General features: G+C 70.1%; 20 protein-coding genes. 8 read left to right on the top strand and 12 right to left on the bottom strand.

The annotated features are described in order from the left end of the window. Positions 1–334: 334 nt before the first annotated feature. The 4 genes from MFF24_RS08870 (at position 335) to MFF24_RS08855 (ending at position 6858) form a co-directional block, all read left to right on the top strand. Positions 335–1108: an ImuA family protein gene (locus MFF24_RS08870; protein WP_238224029.1), complete on the top strand. Its 774-nt coding sequence runs from the start codon at positions 335–337 to the stop codon at positions 1106–1108. Then, positions 1023–2525 carry a DUF6504 family protein gene (locus MFF24_RS08865; protein ID WP_238224028.1) on the top strand — a complete coding sequence of 501 codons (1503 nt, stop codon included), beginning with the start codon at positions 1023–1025 and terminating at the stop codon, positions 2523–2525. The genes MFF24_RS08870 and MFF24_RS08865 overlap by 86 nt, the downstream gene beginning before the upstream one ends. After that, positions 2522–5731, top strand: a complete 3210-nt coding sequence (locus MFF24_RS08860; protein ID WP_238224026.1) for an error-prone DNA polymerase — start codon at positions 2522–2524, stop codon at positions 5729–5731. The genes MFF24_RS08865 and MFF24_RS08860 overlap by 4 nt, the downstream gene beginning before the upstream one ends. 101 nt (positions 5732–5832) lie before the next feature. Next, positions 5833–6858 carry a patatin-like phospholipase family protein gene (locus MFF24_RS08855; RefSeq protein WP_238224024.1) on the top strand — a complete coding sequence of 342 codons (1026 nt, stop codon included), beginning with the start codon at positions 5833–5835 and terminating at the stop codon, positions 6856–6858. 94 nt (positions 6859–6952) lie between these two features. On the opposite strand, the gene modC is transcribed toward MFF24_RS08855, so the two are convergent. Beyond that, a complete protein-coding gene (gene modC / locus MFF24_RS08850; RefSeq protein ID WP_238224023.1) occupies positions 6953–8047 on the bottom strand; it encodes a molybdenum ABC transporter ATP-binding protein in 1095 nt (364 codons plus the stop codon). 124 nt (positions 8048–8171) lie between these two features. On the opposite strand from modC, the gene MFF24_RS08845 reads away from it, so the two are divergent. Then, positions 8172–8828 (top strand): glutathione S-transferase, encoded by a 657-nt coding sequence (locus MFF24_RS08845; protein ID WP_238224021.1) that lies wholly within the window; start codon positions 8172–8174, stop codon positions 8826–8828. A 128-nt stretch (positions 8829–8956) separates the two neighbouring features. Here MFF24_RS08845 and MFF24_RS08840 read toward each other — a convergent pair whose 3' ends face one another. From MFF24_RS08840 to MFF24_RS08795, 10 genes are all read right to left on the bottom strand, one after another. After that, on the bottom strand, positions 8957–9286 hold the full coding sequence (locus MFF24_RS08840; protein WP_238224018.1) for a hypothetical protein: 330 nt from the start codon (positions 9284–9286) through the stop codon (positions 8957–8959). 98 nt (positions 9287–9384) lie between these two features. Further along, positions 9385–9645 carry a hypothetical protein gene (locus MFF24_RS08835; RefSeq protein ID WP_108942351.1) on the bottom strand — a complete coding sequence of 87 codons (261 nt, stop codon included), beginning with the start codon at positions 9643–9645 and terminating at the stop codon, positions 9385–9387. 455 nt (positions 9646–10100) lie between these two features. Then, the gene (gene modB / locus MFF24_RS08830; protein ID WP_283214486.1) at positions 10101–10814 is read right to left on the bottom strand and encodes a molybdate ABC transporter permease subunit; all 714 of its coding nucleotides are present in this window, start codon (positions 10812–10814) and stop codon (positions 10101–10103) included. Positions 10815–10895: 81 nt separating this feature from the next. After that, positions 10896–11138, bottom strand: coding sequence for a BrnA antitoxin family protein (locus MFF24_RS08825; protein WP_108942353.1), 243 nt, complete (start codon positions 11136–11138; stop codon positions 10896–10898). 5 nt (positions 11139–11143) lie between these two features. Continuing rightward, positions 11144–11377, bottom strand: a complete 234-nt coding sequence (locus tag MFF24_RS08820) for a hypothetical protein (RefSeq protein WP_003605770.1) — start codon at positions 11375–11377, stop codon at positions 11144–11146. Between the two features lie 243 nt (positions 11378–11620). Continuing rightward, complete coding sequence (locus MFF24_RS08815; protein ID WP_238224016.1) at positions 11621–11839, bottom strand: hypothetical protein; 219 nt, start codon at positions 11837–11839, stop codon at positions 11621–11623. Between the two features lie 101 nt (positions 11840–11940). Next, a complete protein-coding gene (locus MFF24_RS08810; protein WP_238224014.1) occupies positions 11941–12453 on the bottom strand; it encodes a GAF domain-containing protein in 513 nt (170 codons plus the stop codon). A gap of 112 nt (positions 12454–12565) precedes the next feature. Continuing rightward, positions 12566–13153, bottom strand: coding sequence for a lipopolysaccharide biosynthesis protein (locus MFF24_RS08805; RefSeq protein ID WP_238224012.1), 588 nt, complete (start codon positions 13151–13153; stop codon positions 12566–12568). A 93-nt stretch (positions 13154–13246) separates the two neighbouring features. Next, positions 13247–13906, bottom strand: a complete 660-nt coding sequence (locus tag MFF24_RS08800; protein WP_238224010.1) for an MATE family efflux transporter — start codon at positions 13904–13906, stop codon at positions 13247–13249. Positions 13907–13931: 25 nt separating this feature from the next. Further along, positions 13932–14930 carry a lipid II:glycine glycyltransferase FemX gene (locus MFF24_RS08795; RefSeq protein WP_238224007.1) on the bottom strand — a complete coding sequence of 333 codons (999 nt, stop codon included), beginning with the start codon at positions 14928–14930 and terminating at the stop codon, positions 13932–13934. Positions 14931–15133: 203 nt separating this feature from the next. On the opposite strand from MFF24_RS08795, the gene MFF24_RS08790 reads away from it, so the two are divergent. From MFF24_RS08790 to MFF24_RS08780, 3 genes are all read left to right on the top strand, one after another. After that, on the top strand, positions 15134–15988 hold the full coding sequence (locus MFF24_RS08790) for a polysaccharide deacetylase family protein (protein WP_238224006.1): 855 nt from the start codon (positions 15134–15136) through the stop codon (positions 15986–15988). A gap of 76 nt (positions 15989–16064) precedes the next feature. After that, a complete protein-coding gene (locus MFF24_RS08785) occupies positions 16065–17225 on the top strand; it encodes a glycosyltransferase family 4 protein (RefSeq protein ID WP_238224004.1) in 1161 nt (386 codons plus the stop codon). A 567-nt stretch (positions 17226–17792) separates the two neighbouring features. Then, positions 17793–18158: a hypothetical protein gene (locus MFF24_RS08780; protein WP_238224002.1), complete on the top strand. Its 366-nt coding sequence runs from the start codon at positions 17793–17795 to the stop codon at positions 18156–18158. Between the two features lie 119 nt (positions 18159–18277). On the opposite strand, the gene MFF24_RS08775 is transcribed toward MFF24_RS08780, so the two are convergent. Next, positions 18278–19720, bottom strand: a complete 1443-nt coding sequence (locus MFF24_RS08775; RefSeq protein ID WP_238224001.1) for a right-handed parallel beta-helix repeat-containing protein — start codon at positions 19718–19720, stop codon at positions 18278–18280. Between the last annotated feature and the right edge of the window lie 278 nt (positions 19721–19998).

Genomic DNA, 19998 nt, shown 5'->3' with positions numbered 1-19998 from the left:
CCCACGCGACATCCTCCGGCAAAGTTCCCGGCAGACATTACGATAGAACGGCCGGGGCGAACGTCTGTCGTTCATCGGCAACAGCAGACAGTTTTGTTGCATCCGCCGCGGTGACGCATGCTGATTTGAGGTGGGGTAAGCCGTCGCACCCGCGTTGCGTGCAGGGCTTCAAGGCGAAAACCTCGTCGGTTTGGCGGTCAAGTCGAGAACCGGAATAAAATCCGCATTTTCAACAGGGATGGCAACGAACAAGCGGTTGACGGGTTACGGCTCAGGTGTGTTCACTCTTTGTTCTAAGAAGCGCCGTAGACCTCAACCCTCGAACCCGTAACCCATGCCCCCTCTCCGCTCCCCCGCTGCGCCGACCCTGGCCAAGCTTCGCCGGCTGACGGACTCTGTCGGGCTTGGCACGGGGCATGGCGCCGGGCCCGAAATCGTCCCCACCATGCCCTTCGGCGTCGCAGGGCTCGACGCGGCCCTGCCCGGCGGCGGGCTGGCGCTCGGTGCGCTCCACCAGATCCACGAGGGCGGGCCGCGTGGGCGCTACGCCGCCACCGCCGTGCTGTTCGCCGGCGGCATCCTCGCCCGGCTCGACGGGCCGGTGCTGTGGTGCCTGCACAGCCGCGACCTGTTCGCCCCGGCGCTCGCCCGCGTCGGCCTCCACCCGGATCGCGTCGTCTATTGCGAGACGTGGCGCGATGCCGAGGTGCTGCCGGCCATGGAAGAGGGCCTGCGCCACCGCGGGCTCGCCGGCGTCGTCGGCGAACTCACCCGCATGGCGCTCACGCCTTCCCGCCGGCTCCAGCTCGCCGCGGAGGGATCGGGCGTCACCGCACTCGTCGTGCATCGTCTCTGCGCGGGCGAGGCCGTCGAGCCGGAGCCCTCCGCCGCGCGAACCCGCTGGCGGGTGGCGCCCGCCCCGTCGGACGAAATCGGGCGTCGAATGGGCCGCCCGCGCTGGCGGCTCGAATTGCAGCGCAGCCGCGGCGGGGCGCCGGGAGCTTGGATCGTGGAGGCCTGCGATGCGCAGGGTCGTCTCGCTGTACCTGCCAGCCTGGCCGACCGACCGGCTGCGCCGGAGCGGGTCCCACGCCGCGCCGCCCGATGAGCCGCTCGTCACCGTGGCGCAGGACGGCGCGCGGCGCGTGCTGGCCGGCCTGGACGCCGCCGCCCGCCGCCTCGGCCTGTCGCCCGGCATGAGCGCCGCCCAGGCTCAGGCGATGATACCGGGCCTGCATCTCGTGCCGGCCGCGCCCGAGGCGGATGCGGCGGCGCTGGAGCGGCTCGGCCTGTGGTGCCAGCGCTACGCGCCGATCGTCGCCCTCGATCCGCCCGACGGTCTCCTGATCGACGTCACCGGCGCCGCGCATCTGTTCGGGGGCGAGGCGCCCCTGCTCGCCGACCTCTCCGCCCGTCTGGAGCGGACGGGCATCACGGCACGGCTCGCGCTCGCCGACACGCCGGGCTGTGCTTGGGGGCTGGCCCGCTTCGGCGCGGGCGGAATCGTGCCGCCGGGCGGTGCGACGCAGGCTTTGGCCCCTCTGCCGGTCGCGGCGCTGCGGCTCGGTGCCGAGGCGGTGCGGGCGCTTCAGGAGGTCGGACTGACCCGCATCGGCGGGCTGACGGACAAGCCGCGGGCCGCCCTGCGGCTGCGCTTCGGCGCCGAGATCCTGTTCCGCCTCGACCGGGCGCTCGGGCACGAGCCGGAACCGCTGACGGCGCTCGCCGCCCCGGAGACGCCGCTCGTGACCCTGCGCTTCGCCGAGCCGGTCGGCGCGCGCGAGAGCCTGGAGCGGGTCGTTGCCGATCTCTGCGCCCGGCTCGTGCCGGAGCTGGAGCGGCGCGGCCTCGGCGCGCGCCGGCTCGACCTCGTCTTCGCCCGTGTCGACCGCCTCGATCAGGCGGTCCGGATCGGTACGGCGCGGCCGAGCCGCGACGCCGCCCACCTCGCCCGGCTGCTGACGGAGCGTCTCGCCCTCGTCGATCCCGGCTTCGGCATCGAGGAGGCGTGGCTCGGCGCCTCCCGCGTCGAGCCCCTGGCCGAGAGCCAAGCGAGCCATCTCGCCGCCGGCCCGCAGGCGCCCGACCTCGCCGCCCTGGTCGATACCCTGCTGGTGCGCCTCGGGGCCGCCCGCGTCTACCGGCTGGCCCCCGTGGAGAGCGACCTGCCCGAGCGGGCGGTGCGCCGCGTGCCGGCGCTCGCCGCCCCCCTCGGCGCGGTCTGGCCCGCCGACCTGCCCCGCCCGGCCCGCCTACTGGCGCCGCCCGAGCCGGTCTCGGCCGTGGCCGAGATCCCCGACGCGCCGCCGCTTTTCTTCGTCTGGCGCAACACCCGCCACCGCATCGCCCGCGCCGACGGGCCGGAACGCATCCTCGGCGAGTGGTGGGTCGCGGAGGCCGAGGCCGACCTCACCCGCGATTATTACCGGGTCGAGACCGAGGCCGGCGAGCGCTTCTGGCTGTTTCGCGACGGGCCGATGGAAGCGCAAGGGCGCTGGTGGCTGCACGGGCTCGGCGAGGCGTGAGCACGCCCGAACTCCACGTCACGACGCACTTCTCCTTCCTGCGCGGCGCGTCGAGCCCGGAGGAGCTGTTTTCCGCAGCCAGCCTGCTCGGCATCCCTGCGCTCGGCGTGACCGATCACGGCTCGCTCGCCGGCATGGTGCGGGCGCATCAGGCGGCCAAGGCGACGGGCGTGCGCCTCGTCGTCGGTTGCCGGCTCGACCTCGACGATGGTGCCGCGCCGCTCCTCGTCTATCCGACCGACCGGCCCGCCTATGGCCGCCTTTGCCGTCTGCTCAGCCTCGGCAGGGCCCGGGGCGGCAAGGGCCGCTGCCGCCTGACCTGGCGCGATCTCGAAGCGTGGCAGGAGGGGCTATTTGCAATCCTGCTCCCGGACGCGACCGGGCCGTCGCTCGCCGAGAACCTCATCCGACTCAAACAAGAATTCGGCGCCCGCGCCTCCCTCGGGCTGACCCGCCGCTTCCGCCCCGACGACGCGGAACGGCTCGAGGCCCTGGCCGCCGCGGCGCGGGCCGCGCGGGTGCCGACCGTCGCCACCGGCGACATCCTCTACCACGTCGCGGGACGGCGCCGCCTGCAGGACGTCGTGACCTGTATCCGGCTCGGGCTCACCATCGACCGGGCCGGCTTTGCCAAGGAGCGCCACGCCGACCGCTTCCTGAAACCCCCGGAAGAGACCGCCCGCCTGTTCGCGCGCTTTCCCGAGGCGCTGGCGCGAGCGGGCGAGATCACGAACGCCTGCACTTTTTCGCTGGACGACCTCGCCTACACCTACCCGACGGAAGCCCGCGAGGATGGGCTCTCGCCGCAGGAGCGCTTGGAGGCGCTCACCTGGGCCGGTGCCGCAACGCGCTATCCGGCCGGCGTGCCGGAGACGGTGACGCGCCAGTTGCGCCACGAACTCGACCTGATCGGGCGGCTGGCCTACGCGCCCTACTTCCTCACGGTCGAATCGATCGTCCGCTTCGCCTCTGACAAGAAGATCCTGTGCCAGGGGCGCGGCTCGGCGGCCAATTCTGCGGTCTGCTTCTGCCTGCGCATCACCTCGATCGATCCGACGCAGCAGAACCTCCTGTTCGAGCGCTTCGTCTCCGAGGCGCGCCGCGAGCCGCCCGACATCGACGTCGATTTCGAGCACGAGCGTCGCGAGGAGGTGATCCAGTGGATCTTTGCGACCTACGGCCGCCACCGCTCGGCGCTCACCGCCATCGTCAGCCGCTTCCGCTCGCGCGGGGCACTTCGCGAGGTCGGCAAGGTGATGGGCCTGCCCGAGGACGTCACCGGCGCCCTCAACCGCATGACCTGGAGCTGGAGCAGCGAGGGCGTCGGCGAGCGCGAGCTGCGCGAACTCAACCTCAACCCCGAAGACCGGCGCCTGCGCCTGACGCTGGAGATCGCCCGCGAGCTGATCGGCACGCCGCGCCATCTCTCGCAGCATCCCGGCGGCTTCGTTCTGACGCTCGATCGGCTCGACGAACTGGTGCCGGTGGAGCCGGCGGCGATGGCCGACCGTCAGGTCATCGAGTGGGACAAGGACGACATCGACGCTCTGAAATTCATGAAGGTCGACGTGCTCGGGCTCGGCATGCTCGGCTGCCTGCGCCGCGCCTTCGATCTTTTGGCGGAGATCAAGAACGACCCGCACGATCTCGCCTCGATCCCGCGCGACGATCCGGCCACCTTCGCGATGATCCGGCGCGCCGACACGCTCGGCGTGTTCCAGATCGAGAGCCGCGCGCAGATGGCGATGCTGCCGCGGATGGCCCCGAAAGAGTTCTACGACCTCGTGATCGAGGTGGCGATCGTGCGTCCCGGCCCGATCCAGGGCGACATGGTTCACCCCTATCTGCGCCGCCGGCAGGGCCTCGAAGAGGTGACCTATCCGACGCCCGAACTGAAGGCGGTGCTGAGCAAGACGCTGGGCGTGCCGCTGTTCCAAGAGCAGGCGATGCAGGTGGCGATGGTCGGCGCCGGCTTCTCGGCGACCGAGGCCGACGAGCTGCGCCGCTCGATGGCGACCTTCAAGTTCACCGGCGGTGTCCACCGCTTCCAGGAGCGTCTCGTCGAGGGCATGGTCGCCAACGGTTACGCGCGCGACTTCGCCGAGCGCACCTTCCGCCAACTCGAAGGCTTCGGCTCCTACGGCTTTCCCGAGAGCCACGCCGCCTCCTTCGCGCTGCTCGCCTACGCCTCCTCCTGGATGAAGTGCCACCATCCCGACGTGTTCTGCGCCGCGCTGCTGAACGCGCAGCCGATGGGCTTTTATGCCCCCGCCCAGATCGTCCGCGACGCCCGCGCCCATGGCGTCGCGATCCGCCCGCTCGACGTGAACTTTTCCGACTGGGACTGCACCCTGGAGCCGCTCGGCGATGGCCGGACGCTGTTCGCGGTGCGGCTGGGCCTGCGTCTCGCCGGCGGCCTGCCCGAACGGGACGGTCGGCATCTGGCAAAGACGCGGGGCCGGCGCCCCTTCGCCTCCCTGCCCGAACTGGCGGACCGGGCCGGGCTCCCGGCGGCCAGTCTCACCTGTCTCGTGCGGGCCGACGCGTTCCGCTCCCTCGGCCTCAACCGGCGCGAGGCCGCCTGGGCGGTCCGGGCCCTCGGACCCGCCCCCCTGCCCCTCTTCGCCGCCCTCTCCGGGACGACGGGGGCCGAACCGGCGCAGGCGCCCGAACCCGCCGTGTCGCTGCCCGCGATGAGCGCGGGCGGCGAGGTGGTGGCCGATTACTGCGCCAAGGGCCTCAGCCTGCGCGCGCATCCCCTCGTCTTCCTGCGCGAGACGCTGGCCGGTCTCGGCGCGCGGCCCTGCGCCGCGCTGGAGCGGGCGCGCAACGGGGCGCAGATCGTCGTGGCTGGGGTCGTGCTGATGCGCCAGCGGCCGGGCTCGGCCAAGGGCACGATGTTCATGACCCTGGAGGACGAGACCGGCATCGCCAACCTGATCGTCCGCCCCGAATTGTTCGACCGGCAGCGCCGGGTCGTGCTCGGTGCCCGGCTGATGGCCTGCCGCGGCCGGGTGCAGCGGGTCGGCGACGTCGTTCACCTCGTGGCAGCGGAACTCTTCGATCGCTCCGGCCTGCTGCGGCGGATCGGCGAGGACGAGGCGGCCATCGCCCTGCGCACCGGCCGCGGCGACGAGACCGGCCAGAGCGTCCGACCCGATCCGCGCGCGTCGGCGCTGCCGGTCCGGGCGCGAAACTTTCGCTGACGGGCGGCGCTCCCTTTCAATGCATCGATCCTGCGTCCGCCGGGTTCCCGCACCGATGCCGGCCGCAGCTCCGCGGCATAGAGGAAGGGTCAGCCCACCGCATGCACACGACGTCTCCTAACCGCGACATCGCGCTCGTCTTCGGCGGCGGCAACGCGCTCGGCGCCTACCATGCCGGGGCCTTCGAGGTTCTGCAGGCCCGCGGCATCCGACCGGACTGGATGGTGGGGGCATCCATGGGAGCGATCACCGGCGCGATCATCGCCGGCAACGCGCCCGAGGAGCGGATCGAGCGGCTCCACCGATTCTGGAACGAGGCGACCCTGCACACCGGCTTCTCCGGCACCGATCTCCTCAAGCCGCGCCAGTACTACAACGCGCTGCACTCGCTCCTGACGCTGGCCTGGGGGCGGCCCAGCATTTTCACGCACCGCTATCCCGGCCTGTGGTCGGCGCTGCCCTGGGTGCCCAACGACGTTGCCCTGTTCGATCACCGGCCGCTCCTCGACACGCTCGGGCGGTTGGTCGATTTCGAGCGCCTGAACCGGGCCGAGATCCGGCTCACCATCGCCTGCATCGACGTGGCGACCGGCGAGGAGGTCTTTTTCGACAACACCCGCCAGACGATCCGGCCCGAGCACATCCTGGCGAGCGCGGCCCTGCTGCCGGCCTTCCCGCCGGTCGAGGTGGACGGGCGGCTTCTGTGCGATGCCGGCTACACCAACAACCTGCCCCTCGATCCGCTGTTCGAGCCCGAGCCGGCCCGCGATCTGCTCTGCATCGCCCTCGACCTGTTCTGCCTGCAGGCCGACCCGCCGCGCTCGCTCGACGCGGTGCTGGAACGGGCCAACGACCTCATCTTCGCCAGCGCCGCCCGGCGCGCGGTCTCGGGGCTCGCGCGCAACTACGCCCTGCGCGAGTGGCTCGACCCGGACGGGCCGGTGGCGACGCTGCTGCACCTCGTCTACCGGGCCGGTGCCGACCAGCTCGCGTCGAAAAGCTTCGACTTCTCGCCCTCCTCGATCCGCGACCGCTGGCAGGCGGGCGGGCGCGACATGGCGCGGGGCCTCGATCACCTCGCGGCCGCCCCGCCGGCATCGGGCCGCTTCCGCTACACCTGTCCATGATGCTCCGGGCCGACCACCCTATGCCAAGGGGCTTGATCGAAAAGATCGATGCCGGTTACCGCCCTGCCGCCCGGCGCATCCTTCCGAAGGTGTTCTAGATCTCGATCCGTCCGCCCCCCGGCGCGCCTCCTGCATCGAGTGCTACGCTCTTCACGATGGCGAAGACCGGGCGCCCGACCGTGAGACCCAGGTCGCGGGCGGACGCGCGGGTGAGGCGGGCGGCCAGCGTCGCCTCTCCGCAGGTCACCTCGACGAGGCAGGCCGTCCCCTCCTCCCGCATGGAGAGGATATGGCCCGGCAGGACGTTGCGTGCGCTCAAACCGTCCGGCCGCGCCAGCGCCAGCAGCACGTCGCGGGCGGGTACCCGCAGGTTGAGGCGGCGGCCCGCGGGGGCGTCGATCAACGGCAGGTCGAGCGGACCCGCCGGCCCGGTCAGGCGCGTCAGACCGGTCGCGGGGTCGTGGCGCTCGACCCGCATGGCGAGCACGCTGCCGGCTTCCGCGCCGTCGGGGATCAGGTCGGGCCGGCGCAGCACGGCATCGACCGGCCCGCTCGCCGCCACGCGGCCGGCCTCCAACACCACCACGGTGGAGGCGAGGCGCGCCACCTCCGCCACCGCGTGGCTGACATAGACGATCGGCAGGCCCGCCTCGTCGCGCAGCCGCTCGATATAGGGCAGGATCTCGCGCTTGCGGGCCTCGTCGAGAGCCGAGAGCGGCTCGTCCATCAGCAGCAGCCGCGGACGCGCCAGCAGAGCCCGGCCGATTGCCACCCGCTGCCGCTCGCCCCCCGACAGTCCGGCGGGCCGCCGCTCCAAAAGCGGGGCAATGCCGAGCAGATCCGCCACCGCCTCGAGGCTCGGTCCGCCCGGGCCGCGGGAGAAGAGGCGGCCGAAGCGTAGGTTCTGCCGTACGCTGAGATGCGGCATCAGCCGGGCTTCCTGGAACACGCAGCCGATCCGCCGCCGATGCACCGGCACGCGGATACCGTGCGCCGTGTCGAGCAGCACCGTGCCGTCGGCGACGATGCGTCCGCGCTGCGGCTGCGCCAGACCGGCGATCAGGTCGATCACCGTGGTCTTGCCCGAGCCCGAGCGCCCGAACAGGGCGGTGAGCCCGGCGCCCGCGCTGAAGGCGACGTCGAGCGCGAAGCCGCCGCGGCGGAGGGTGACGTCGACGTCGATGGTCATAGGGCCTCGACCAGGAAACCTTCTTGGAAACCGCTTTGGCGCTTCTCAGCAAAACCGCTGCCGAGACAAGGGGCGCGATGGGCGGACTGGCGCGTTGTCGGCGCAGGATCGAACAAGGCGCGCGATGATCACCGTCCACCATCTGGAGAACAGCCGCTCGCAGAGGGTGCTGTGGCTGCTCGAGGAACTCGGGCTCGACTACACCGTGAAGCGCTACGCGCGCGATGCCGCGACGATGCTGGCGCCGCGCGAGCTTCGGGCGGTGCATCCGCTGGGCAAGTCGCCGCTGATCGAAATCGACGGGCGAGTGGTGGCGGAGACCGGTGCCATCGTCGAATGCCTCACCGCCTATGCCGACGGCGCCCTGACCCCGGCGCCGGGCACGCCGGAGCGCGACCGCTACACCTACTTCCTGCACTACGCGGAGGGCTCGGCGATGCCGCCGCTCCTGCTGAAGCTCGTGTTCTCGCGGCTCGCACCCGGCAGCCCCGCGCTCCTGCGTCCGCTGGTGCGGGCGATCGCGGGGAAGGTGACCGGCGGCTTCGTCGATCCGGAGCTGCGCCGCCACGCCGCCTATTGGGAGAACGAGCTCGCCGAGCGGCCGTATTTCTGCGGCAAGGCCTTCACCGCCGCCGACATCATGATGAGCTTTCCCCTCGAAGCTTTCGCCGCCCGCGGGACGGGCACGGGGCCGCGGGTGACGGAGTGGCTGGCCCGCATCCACGCCCGGCCCGCCTACGGGCGGGCGCTGGAGCGGGGTGGGCCCTATGCCTACGCCTGAGGCGCGGAGAGCCGCTGATGCGGCGACCCGGCCCCTCGCCCGCGCCGTCGCGGTCACCCCTCCGACGACGGCGCGGGACACCGGACGCGCGAGCGGGTCCCCGCGGGATTGGCCTCATCCGGCTCGGCTCAACAGCCGACGCAGATACCCTTCATGAGAAAGCTGTCCTTGAACTGAGGGGTGAGCGTCTGCTCGGGCTCACCGCGCGTCTGTGAGTCCAAGGGGCGCGGGCGAGGCATGACCCTTCCCGTTGGTGCCACATGCGGGGCGGTGATCGTCGTCTCCGGGCCGCCACCCGTGCCGGTTTGGGCCGGGTGGTTCATGGCATTCGCCGCTGTGTTCGAGATCAGGCCGATCGATCCGGCCAGTGCGATCTTGGCCAGTGCGATCTTGGCCAGTGCGATCTTGGCGAGTGTAATCTTGGCGAGTGTGATCTTGGACAATCTTGTTCCGCTCACGCTTCGCCTCCCTTTTCGATGTGTGGTTTGTTTTCCGGAATTGATCGCGATGTCTGATGCGGTCGCGTCTTCAGCCGATGGGATCCCGAGCCGTGCTTTCAGCGGGTTCCGGGCAGATAGCAGATCAACGGGTTCGCTCGGCCGCCGCCACTTTGATGGCTCTTCGCGTGGCCGATGGAGCCGGTCATATCCTGCGTCGGGTTCCCGCCGGGACGTTTCACGACGATGTCGCAAGCGGTGCGGTTGGGATCGCCGGGGCCCTGGAGATCCAGCGTGCGCCGGGCCGCCGCCGATGTCGGCAGCAGGGCAGGTGTGACGGCTACGAGCAGGGTCAGGGCATAAATCCATCCGCGAGGCAAAGAATGTCTCCTGAATTGCAGGGCGTAGCCCAGGCATGAGGCATATTGCTGAAATATACGCCTAGTTTTATCGTCTAAGTGCGAAAGAACACATTCGAACAAATGCGATTAAATTGAGCATAGTTCAAATTTCAATCCGGATTAAATTACCTCATCACTCGTTGTAATAGATAAGTGTGTCGGATTTTATCGGAAAGATGGCTTCCGGTGCTCGGCCATGGATGAGCGGCGCAGCCTCTCACGCCCCGATCCTGCTTCTGGCCGCTCTCGGTTGATCGCTTCGGATCGATCCCACGCCGTCATCGCGCGGCCAGGCTGAAACGACGACCGGACGCCGTATGACGGAAACAGGAAGCGCGAAGATCGGGCGGAGGTCGGATCACACGGTGTCGTGCGCGTCGGGGGGCTTCAAAGCCTTGCCGGGAAGAGGGCGGCCCTTCGTTGCAGGCTGCCGCTCAGCGCCCTGCCCCAATCCGCCGGCTCATGCGCCGCGCCAGCGCCTCCGAGGCCACGAGCGCCAGCATCGAGACCCCGACCGAGATCAGCGTGAGGCGTAGCGCCCCCGCCTCCCCGCCCGGCACCTGGGTGAGCGTATAGATCGCCGACGGCAGGGTCTGGGTCTCGCCGGGGATGTTGGAGACGAAGGTGATGGTCGCGCCGAACTCGCCCATCGCCTTGGCGAAGGCGAGCACAGCGCCCGCGAGAATGCCGGGCAGGCTGAGCGGCAGGGTCACGCTGAGGAACACCAGCGGCGGCGGGGCGCCGAGCGTGGCCGCCGCCTGTTCAAGGCGCCGGTCCACCGCCTCGATCGACAGGCGTATCGCCCGCACCATCAGCGGGAACCCCATCACCGCGCAGGCGAGCGCCGCGCCGGTCCAGCGGAACGAGAAGACGATGCCGATCTCGGCGAGCCACGCCCCGAACACGCCGCGCCGGCCGAAGGCGAGCAGCAGCAGGTAGCCCGTCACCACCGGCGGCAGGATCAGCGGCAGGTGGACGAGGCCGTCGAGCAAGGCGTGACCGGGAAAGCGCCGACGCGCCAGCAGCCACGCCGCCAGCAGGCCCAGCGGCAGGCTCGCCAGCGTCGCCACCGTGGCGACGCGCAGGGACAACAGCAGCGCCGTCATCTCGTCGGGGCTGAGGCCGAGCCAGTCCGAAGGTCCGCTCACGGCGCCCTTCCCGGACGGGCCGACGGGGCGGGCGCGGCCATCCGGGCACGACCATCCGGCCGCACCCTCACGGACCCCGCCTCACAATCCGGCGGCGGCCTTGAGGGCGGCGTTGATGCGGTCCTGCCAGCCGGGGCCGTCCTTCTGGAAATGCTCCAGCACGGCCCGGTCGATGCGCAGCGATACGGTCTCGCGCGTGCCGGGGATCACCGGCGCCCTGGGCGCCTCGGGCGCGGCCTCGGGGGCCTTGCGCGTCACGGCACGAAAGGCGGCCTCGGCCGCTTGGCGCGGGTCGCTCGGGCGGCGGGTGCGGTCGATCGCCATGGGGCTCAGGCCGTCGCCTTCTTGCGGCCGCGCTTGGGCGCGGGCGGGTTGGCGGCCCGCTCCGCGGCCTCCTCGGCTTCCTTGGCGAGCCGCAGCGCCCGCAGGCGCACGGTGCGCTCGTCCACGGCTTTGACCGCGGCCAGATGCTCGGCCATCGCCTGCTGTCCCTCGCGGGCCATGCGCTCGGCCCGCTCGGCGCGCTCCGCGGCGCGGGTCTTGGCGTCGATGTCGTCGCTCATGAAAAATCTTTCGACGAGAACTCGCGCCGCATGAAATCCCGGCGGCGGCGCGCGGCGTCCCGACGCGGACAGGATCGGGCGTGGGACGGCAGAAGAACCCCGAGCGGGATCGTCAGGGATTCCTGCCTCAAGACTTAGCACGAAAGCGCCGGCAAAGACCAATTCAGCCCGAGCGGGGCAGGTTTTCCCCCGGTCTTCGCGGCCGGCTCAAGCAATCGCGGGGCCGCGGCGGCCTGCTTCCGCTCAATCCCGGTCCGCGCGCCGCAGGGACCAGTGCAGGATGCCCTGCGCATCGACGAGCCATAGGGCGTTCGCCCGCTCGTCCTTGGTCGAGAGATCCTGCGTATTGGCGAGGCGGACGGCGTCGGCCGGATTGTCGGCCGTGATCGCCTCCTCGAACAGCGTCGGCCCGATCTGACCATCGGCCGCGCGGTGGGCGCCCCTGAACACGAAAACCGGCATGCCTGCCCCCAGCTTCCTCTCGATCGACGCTGCATAGCCTCGGCGGCACCGTCGGTCACGATGAATCGATGTACGGACCGGACCCGCGCCCGCGGCGTCGGTTAGGAGGCCGCCGGCTCTGTGCTGCGTTGCCCCTGCAATCGGGCGAGGGCCGCGGTGGCCTGACCGGCCAGGGCTTCGAGGCGCGACACCGTGGCGGCGTCGAGCCAGACCATGGCGCACCAGTAGGCGCCGAGCGCGGCCACCGGCTCGGGCGTGCCGATCGGAACCATCACGAGGCTTCGGATCGCCTTGTAGGCGTAGGCGCTGGTCGGGATGCGGGGATCCGTGCCGATATCCGGAACCACGGCCGTCTCCCGGTTCTGCATCGCCCAGCCTGAGATGCAGGCATTGAGCGGGAAGCGGGATCCCTTCCACAGCGGCTCGATCGCGTCCTCGGCGACGTAGGCGCAGACGTCATTCTCGCGCAACACGACGGCAATCCCATCGGAGCCCGCGATGCGACGGCCCGTCCGCTCGAGGATGGACACGACGTCGTCGAGAGAGCTGGCCTCGGCCATGAGCTCGGCAGTCCGCATCAGGTGCGGGTCGGCCCTGGAACGCTCATCAAACATGAATGCAGCGTAAGGGTTTTGTCATGCCGCGTACAGGCGGCCCTCCACGGTCGCGCGCCGTTCCGAGCCCGGTTCGGGCGGCCGAGAGGGCGGCCATCGCCGCCGTATTGGCTCAGGATCGGGTCGGAAGCCGGGGCAAGCGTCCCCAGCGGGGAAATGCCGGGCCAACCGCGCATGATGACCGCCAAGCCGCGATCACGAGGTAGACGAGGGAGGCCAGGTGCCCGGCGCCCACCGCCGCCGCCGCGCCGCTGACACCGCCGGCGTGCATCAGCGGGACCACCACGGCGAGCGATACGACCATGCTCACGCAGAGCGACTCGAACAGCACGCGGGTGTTCTGCTTGGCGCGGAAGTAATTCGCGGTGAGGTCCCGGGCCAGAACGATCACGACGCTGACCGAGAGGATGCGCAGACAGGTCGCGTAGGCCGCGTACTCCGTCCCGAAGATCAGCCGCAGCCACATCTCGCCGGGAACGGCGAGAAGGGCCAGGATCGCGATGATCGGCACGCCGAGCTTCACGCCCGTGCGCAGCAGGTACGACCGAAGGGCTGCCTCTCCGCCCTCCGCATGGGCGCGTGCCGCGGCCACCGGCAGCACGTTCTCCGTGGCGGCCAGCAGCAGCAGCACCGTTCCGACGAGGTATTGCGCCGCCCGCAGGCCGCCGAGTTCCTCCAGGCCGAGCGTCGAACCGGCCATCAGCCAGATGAGCTGTTCCTGCACGAAGGTGATGAAGACGATGGGCAGGAGCCAGCGCGCGAGCGGGATGTGACGCCGCGTGACGGTGCCGGCCTAGACGCAGCCGGGCCGGCGCAGGATCGGCCGTCCGAACGCGACGACGAAGGGCAGGCAGGTGGCGAACGAGGTCGCGGCGAGCAGCCAGACGAAGCCGTTGCCGCCGACGACGTCGTGCCTCAGCCAGATCAGCAGGGCGACGAGGGGGAAGCTCGCGGCGCGGGCGGAATCCATGATCAGGGCCTGCACGCCCCGGCCCTTGGCAAACAGCAGGCGGCGCAGGGTGAACTGGAGGTTCTGCGCCAGCATCAGGGCGCAGGCCGCGAGCAGCGTCTCGCCCGACATCCCGGCGATCAAAAGGGCGGCCACCACGAAGACGGCGCCGGGCAGGCAGAGCAGGAAGGCGCCCGCGAGGATGGTCGCGCCGTAGGCCGTCGAGACGCCGCTGCGGGCACCGACGAGCGTCATCATCGGCGCGGTGATCAGCGCATTGTGCAGGGCTTGGGCGAAGCCGAGCACGATCAGGATCATCGCGAAATGCCCGAACTCGGCGATCCCGAGCAGCCGGGCGGCGGCGATGCCGCTGAGGAAGCCGAAACCGCTGACGACGCCCTGATCGGCCAGAGCCACGAGCGCGGCCGGCGGATGCCGGACGAGGCTGACGGACCGCCGAATGAAGCCCGTGGGCCGGGAGAACGCGGTCGGGGCGTCGGTCATCGCCGATCTCCTGCTCCTGGCCCTGTCACCGCGTGGCCAGGACGGCTGTCGCGGCGCGGCGCAGCAGCCGGGTCCGGCTGTAGAGCCAGAGCGGGTTGGCCGCGACGACGTTGCGGCTGACCCCGCGCTTGAACTCGTAGACGCCGGGATTGCCGGCCGGGTCGATACCGCCGAGATCGAGCACCGAAGCGCCCTCGCGCCGGGCCCGCTCGATCAGGCGCCACAGCGCGAGGCGGCCGGCCCCGGTCGCCTTGGCCCGCGCGTTCGAGGCGAGGTAGAAATCCGTCCAGCGTTTCGCCGTCCGGTGGACGATCCGCACCAGGATCGGTTCATTCCGCTCGCGCATCTCGAGAAAGAGAAGGTTCGGGTCGTTAGCGGCCAGATCGCGGAAGGCCTCGGTGTCGAGGCTGTTGCGGAAGCCCTTGCGCCGTTTCAGGGCGGCATAGAGGTGGCTGAAGGTCTCGAAGGCGGACTGCCGCTCCGCCGGGCCGGTCGGATAAAGGGTCACGAGGTCGGGATTGCTCTCGGCGGTCCTGAGTTCGTCGCGCCAGCGGCCCTCCATGCGGGCGCGGATCTGATCCAGGTCTCGGGTGAGATCGAGTTCGAGCGTATGCGTCCGCGTGGTCACGACCGGCGCAAATCCGTGGCCGAGCAGGGCCAGCAATGCGGCCTGCGACTGGAACTGCTGATAGTTCACGCCGAGCAGATCGAAGCGGCCGAGTTCGAGATGATCGAGGAGAACGCGGAACACGGCGTCCGCCCGCCTCTCTCCCAGCGGCGTCAGGATCGGGCAGCCCTGTGCCAGCACGATGTGGCCGAGCGTGCGGCGGCGGCGCTGAACCTGCGCGAAGGCGAGCGCCTGCCCGTCGCCGGTGCGGATCGAGAGCCGCCGCACGTCCCAGCCGATGAGCCGCTTGTACTCGCCCCAACGGCGCGAAGCGTAGATGTTGGCACTCGGCTGCTGCCAGATTGCCGCGTCCCATTCGGGATCGTCCGTCACATCGACGACCGTCGCCTGCCCCACCCTGATGCCCCTCGCGTGCCGGAATATCCCAGATCGGGACGATCCATGGCCTGCCCCGAGCCGCGGAGCAAGCGACGCGCCAGGCTGCCCTTATCAATAGTGAAACCAAGTTGGCTGATTAACCACGGTATTTGGGGACGATTTATACAGGTGCTGCCAGAACATTTTCGTGATAGGCGCCTGCTTCGAAGGATGGGGCCGGGATGAAACACTGGGTCAAGACGACGTTGCGCCGGGTGCCGGCTCTGCGTGCGCTCGCCCTGCGCGGCACGGCCCTGTTCACATCCCTGGCCCATGCCGAGGCCGGCCTCTACACCCTGTGCTACCATCAGGTGCCGGAAGCCGAGCAGGATCACTTCGCCGCGCAACTGCGCCATCTCGGCGGGCATGGCGACTTCATCGATGCCGACAGCGCCGCCGATCGTCTGGCCGCGGGATGGCCGGCCGGTGAGCGCGCCTTCCTGATCACGTTCGACGACGGCTACGCCGATACCTTCGAAGTAGCGCGCCCGGTTCTGAAAGCCCTGGGCGTTCCCGGCATCGTCTTCCTCGTCAGCGATTGGATCGATGCGCCGCCCTCGACCCCGCCCGGTCTCGATCGGGTGACGTCCCTGGCCCCGAGCGGACGCCTCTACATGAATCGGGCCGAGGTGGCGGCTTGGTGCGACGACGGGCTCGACATCGGATCGCACACCGCCACCCATCACCGCCTGAGCCGGCTCGGCCGTGATCGGGTGGCCGACGAGATCGCTCGCTCGCGCCGCGCGCTTGCCGCCCTCACCGGCCGGGAGATCCGCCATTTCGCCTGTCCCTGGGGCGTGGCCGGCCACGATTTCGACCCGGCCCTTGATCCGGCCCTGGCACTGGAGAGCGGCTACCGGACGTTCTTCACCACCCGGCGCGGCCGGGCGACCAGTGCCGCCGATCTTCCCATGCTGCCCCGCCACGTGGTCGAGCCGCATTGGCCGGTCTCACATTTCGAGGCCCTGATGGGTGGCCGCAGGACGGGATGGCGGGCGACGGGGCCGACCCGACGAAGAGCGGCAGGAACGGCTTGAGAAGATTTCGGAGCTATCACTGGTGACCGGCGCCGGACCCTTCACGCCCGCAGCGCCCGACCCGAGGTCCCCGCCCATGCGAGCCGGTGCCAGGCCGTCCGACATCGTTTCCGATGCGCCCGGTCCGCCCCCGGTCGTCGTCGTGACCGGGGCGCTCGCGCCCTACACCCATGTGCTCTACGAGCGTCTGGCGGAGCGGCTGGCCGGCCGGGACGGTCGGGCCCTGCATGTCCTGTCCTGCACACAGCGCGAGCGTGCGCGGCAATGGGTGATGCCGCCGCCCCTCCACTACCGGCACGCGGTGCTGCCGGGCCTGCGCTGGCACCGCTCCTCGATCCGTAACCTCTACGTCAACCCGGCGGTGGTGCCGCGGCTCGCCGCGCTCCGGCCGGCGGCCTTCGTCCTCAACGATTTCTCGCCGACCATGCTGATGGCGGCCGGCGCCGCGCGCCTGCGGCGCATCCCGACCCTGATCCGCACCGACTGCGTGCCCGAGACCGATCCCGGCCAGGGTTCCGCCCCGCATCGCTGGCTGCGCCGCGCCATCGTTTCCGGGGCCGCCGCCGGGATCGGGCCGAGCGCGGGCAGCGGTGCCGTGCTTGCCCGCTACGGGCTGCCACCCGAACGCTTCGTCCTCAGCCCGCTCTTCCCGGCCTGGACGCCGTCCGCCCCGCCGCCGGATTCTGCCCGGCCCTACGACCTCCTGTTCTGCGGCATGCTGAACGAGGAGGTGAAGGGCGCCCGCTTCTTCACCGACGTGGTGCTCGGCTGCCGCGCGCTGGGCCGGCCGCTGTCGGTCCGGGTCGCGGGCGACGGACCGCTGCGGGCCGAGATGGAGGCGCGTTTCGCCCAGGCCGGGCTCTCCGCCCGGTTCGACGGATTCCTCGGCCAGGAGGCGCTGCCCGAAGTCTACGCCTCGGCGCGGCTCTTCCTGTTCCCAAGCCGCGGCGACGTTTGGGGGATCGTGGTGCAGGAAGCGCTCCAGAGCGGCACGCCGGTGCTGGCCTCGCCCCATTCCGGCGCGGCCCGCGGCCTGCTCGAAGCCCATGGCTGCGGTGAGGTGCGGCCGATGATCGTAGCGGATTGGATCGCGGCGACCGTGAGACTCCTCGATGACGAGAGTCTCCGCCAGGGGCTGCGGCGCGCGGCGGAGCGCGCCCTCCCGCATTTCACGGCGGAAGCGGCCGTGACGGGCTACATCGATGCCCTTGAACCGGTCCTTGCGGGCTGCGCCTGATAACGATGCGGATGCCGCCTGCGGGGCACAAATCCAGTCGCCACCGGATGGGTTGAAGAAGCGGTTTTCACTCGGCGATCAAGTTAGCCGGCGCGAAAAATGTGAAATCGAGTAATCAGATAGTTGAGGCTGCGGACCCTGTACCAATAGAAAGGGGGTTGGTAGCCTCGCGTTGAGACGAACTTGCGCGCTGATATTCGAAATTTTTAAATAGGATCTGCCGATTTGCAAAAACAAGCATAGAGCAGATTTGTGATATTTTTACAACATCATGCTGTAAGGCAAACGTGGCTATTTTATCCTTAAAAAATTGACTTGCTTCGGCTGAATAACTTGAACGATTGTGTTTTTGCGGATCATACCTAGCCCGCATGTGTCCGCTGCGCCTCCATGTCTCGCTGGAAGCTTTTCAAAATGGATATTATCAAGAAGATGCGGTGGGAGCGTCCGCTTGATTTTGATCGCTCTGAGTCTCAAAATATGTCTATTGTATCTCAAGATCTGTCAAAGCCGGCCGATAGCCTGACGAGCATTCTGCGGCTCGTTCAGACGGATGCTGACGCGGGCATGTCCATCCCGGCCGCGGCGCCCTCGTCCTCGCAGGATTGGGCGAACCTGATCGATCGTGTGCGGGCGGCCGCTCACCGGACCCGCGAAGTCGAAGCGCAGGCCCAGGAGCAGGAGCAGCGGGTGCACGAGCTGCTGGAGCGCGTTCGCGAAGACATCAAGCTCGCCAGCGAGCGGGTCCGGACCGCCGAGACCAAGGCGGCCACCGTGCAGGCCCAGGCCGAGCAGCGCATCCGCGCGGCGGAGGAGCGGGCGGAGGCTGCCGAGGAGCGCGCGCGCATCGCCGAGGACTGGCTGAAGCAGGTCCACGAGGCCATCGTCAACGAGTTTTCCATTCTCACCGAGGCACCGTCCAAGGTTGCTTGAGCCCCTCTTGGACCGGCTGCCTCGGTATCAGCTCATCCCACTTTCCGCGCCTCGGAACGACGGATGTCTAACGGAGCCGATCAGCCGGAAACGGTGTGAGGCATTCGCGCAGAAGTCGGTCAGCGGCGCGCATCGGTGAACGGCGAGCCCGGCAACCCGTCGCGCCGCAGAACCCGCGGATCGAGCCCGAGCGTCACGCCGCGTCCGGCGGCGAAGCGGACCAGCGCATCGAGGTCGCCGGATGGCGGGGGCGGACCGTCGAGGCGGGTGTTGAACAGGATGATCTGCCGGCTCGCATCAGCCATGTCGGTGAGGGCGAGCCCGTCGCTGGCGATGGCGACGTTGTCGACGATCTGGTTGTTGCGGGCGACGCCCGGCTCGTCGGAAAGCGCCTGCGCAAGACTCGGATAGCGCATCCGCCAGGGCGGCGATGCGAGCGGCATCGCGGCAAACGCGGTGTGGAATTCCGAATCGGGCTCGTTCAGCGCCGGCTTCATCCAAGTAAGGCCTCGAGCATCGAGGGCCACCATCGGACTCGATGCGACGAAGACGTTGCGCGTGACGACGTTGTCGCTGCCGCCGCCGATGAAGACTGGCTGCTGGACATCGACGAACAGGTTGCGCCGAACGGTGAAGCCGCTCGCCATGTCGTCGAGGTAGACGCCCTTCACCTCCATCCCCGGCACGGTGCGGATGTCGTGGACGTAGTTGTCCTCAATGATCGAGCCGCGGGCGGTGAAGTCGCGGCCGGCATAGATCGCACCGGTGTCGCTCAGGCCGTGGATGAGCCGAGCCACCTCGTTGCGGCGGAAGACGTGATCGTTGCCGCGTAGGTAGACCGCGTAGCCGATCGCGTCGGTGATGAAGTTCCCGCTCGCCTCCGCGCCGACGCCGTCGAGTTCGATTGCCGAACTTTGGGTCTGGGCCAGCCGCGAGAAGCGGGTGAAGCGGGAATCGCGCACGAACAGGCCGCCCGGCCGCAAGGAGGCGCGATCGCCGCCGACGAGGCGGACCGCGCTTGCGCCGATGTCATGGATCGCGCTGCCTGAGACGCCGCCCCCGGCGACACCTTCGAACACCGCCGCGCGGCCCGCCGCCCAGGCCAGTGCGCTCGCCCGGATCTCGATATCTTCCCCGCCTCGCGCGACGAACAGGTCACCGCGGGCGCGCTCCAGTCTGAGACGCTCGATGCGCAGGTGGCGGGCGCCCTCCGCCCGAATCAGCGTCTCCGCGAGGCTCGCTTCCAGTTCGGCCGCGCCGGCAGAGGGCCAAGCGAGCAGCAGGCCGCTCTCGCTCTCGCGCCACCATTCGCCGGCCTCGTCGAGGGCGTCCAGCGCGTGGACCACCCGCATCCGCGCACCCTCGCGGATACCCTCGTAGGGCGGGACGTCGAGTTCGAGCCGGCGGCGGCGCTGATCGACCTGCGTGACGTGGATCGTCTCCAGAAGCCAGTCCCAGCGCCAGAAGCCCTCCACCCACAGGTCGCGCTCCTGCGACAGGTCGGGCAGGCCCGGCACGTCCCTTAGAATGAAGTCCAGGCCGCCGGCCGCGGCGCCGGCCACCGTCGTCCACCCGGTGTTCGGCCCGGGATCAGGACCGGGATTCGGCCACTGCGCCGGGCGCAGCGCCCCCCCGCATCGAAGATCTCGGTGACCCGCGGATGCGTCTCGCGCAAGGTACGCGGCGCGCGGAAGGCCGGCTCCCGGCGCAGGGCCTCGGGCAGGCGGTAGGCCCGCACCGCCGCGCGCGCGACCGCGGGCAGCCGCTCGCGCAGGCGCGGCGGCAACGCGGCAGGGACCAGGGGGGTACGCTGCCGACGAGCCGGCTCGATCCGTCGGCC

Origin of the sequence: Methylorubrum aminovorans, assembly GCF_022179725.1 — a bacterium.
GTDB lineage: Bacteria > Pseudomonadota > Alphaproteobacteria > Rhizobiales > Beijerinckiaceae > Methylobacterium > Methylobacterium aminovorans.
The sequence above is the reverse complement of the archived record's forward strand: the minus strand, read 5'-3'. Positions and strand labels throughout refer to the sequence as shown.

What these genes read in the sequence shown, in the direction of transcription:
- MFF24_RS08825 (WP_108942353.1), bottom strand. Translation starts at nt 11,138, where the DNA reads ATGGCGATCGACCGCACCCGCCGCCCGAGCGACCCGCGCCAAGCGGCC.
- MFF24_RS08790 (WP_238224006.1), top strand. Translation starts at nt 15,134, where the DNA reads ATGAAACACTGGGTCAAGACGACGTTGCGCCGGGTGCCGGCTCTGCGT.
- MFF24_RS08785 (WP_238224004.1), top strand. Translation starts at nt 16,065, where the DNA reads ATGCGAGCCGGTGCCAGGCCGTCCGACATCGTTTCCGATGCGCCCGGT.
- MFF24_RS08800 (WP_238224010.1), bottom strand. Translation starts at nt 13,906, where the DNA reads ATGACCGACGCCCCGACCGCGTTCTCCCGGCCCACGGGCTTCATTCGG.
- modC (WP_238224023.1), bottom strand. Translation starts at nt 8,047, where the DNA reads ATGACCATCGACGTCGACGTCACCCTCCGCCGCGGCGGCTTCGCGCTC.
- MFF24_RS08865 (WP_238224028.1), top strand. Translation starts at nt 1,023, where the DNA reads ATGCGCAGGGTCGTCTCGCTGTACCTGCCAGCCTGGCCGACCGACCGG.
- MFF24_RS08815 (WP_238224016.1), bottom strand. Translation starts at nt 11,839, where the DNA reads ATGCCGGTTTTCGTGTTCAGGGGCGCCCACCGCGCGGCCGATGGTCAG.
- MFF24_RS08870 (WP_238224029.1), top strand. Translation starts at nt 335, where the DNA reads ATGCCCCCTCTCCGCTCCCCCGCTGCGCCGACCCTGGCCAAGCTTCGC.
- MFF24_RS08810 (WP_238224014.1), bottom strand. Translation starts at nt 12,453, where the DNA reads ATGTTTGATGAGCGTTCCAGGGCCGACCCGCACCTGATGCGGACTGCC.
- MFF24_RS08855 (WP_238224024.1), top strand. Translation starts at nt 5,833, where the DNA reads ATGCACACGACGTCTCCTAACCGCGACATCGCGCTCGTCTTCGGCGGC.
- MFF24_RS08820 (WP_003605770.1), bottom strand. Translation starts at nt 11,377, where the DNA reads ATGAGCGACGACATCGACGCCAAGACCCGCGCCGCGGAGCGCGCCGAG.
- MFF24_RS08845 (WP_238224021.1), top strand. Translation starts at nt 8,172, where the DNA reads ATGATCACCGTCCACCATCTGGAGAACAGCCGCTCGCAGAGGGTGCTG.
- MFF24_RS08805 (WP_238224012.1), bottom strand. Translation starts at nt 13,153, where the DNA reads ATGGCCGGTTCGACGCTCGGCCTGGAGGAACTCGGCGGCCTGCGGGCG.
- MFF24_RS08780 (WP_238224002.1), top strand. Translation starts at nt 17,793, where the DNA reads ATGTCCATCCCGGCCGCGGCGCCCTCGTCCTCGCAGGATTGGGCGAAC.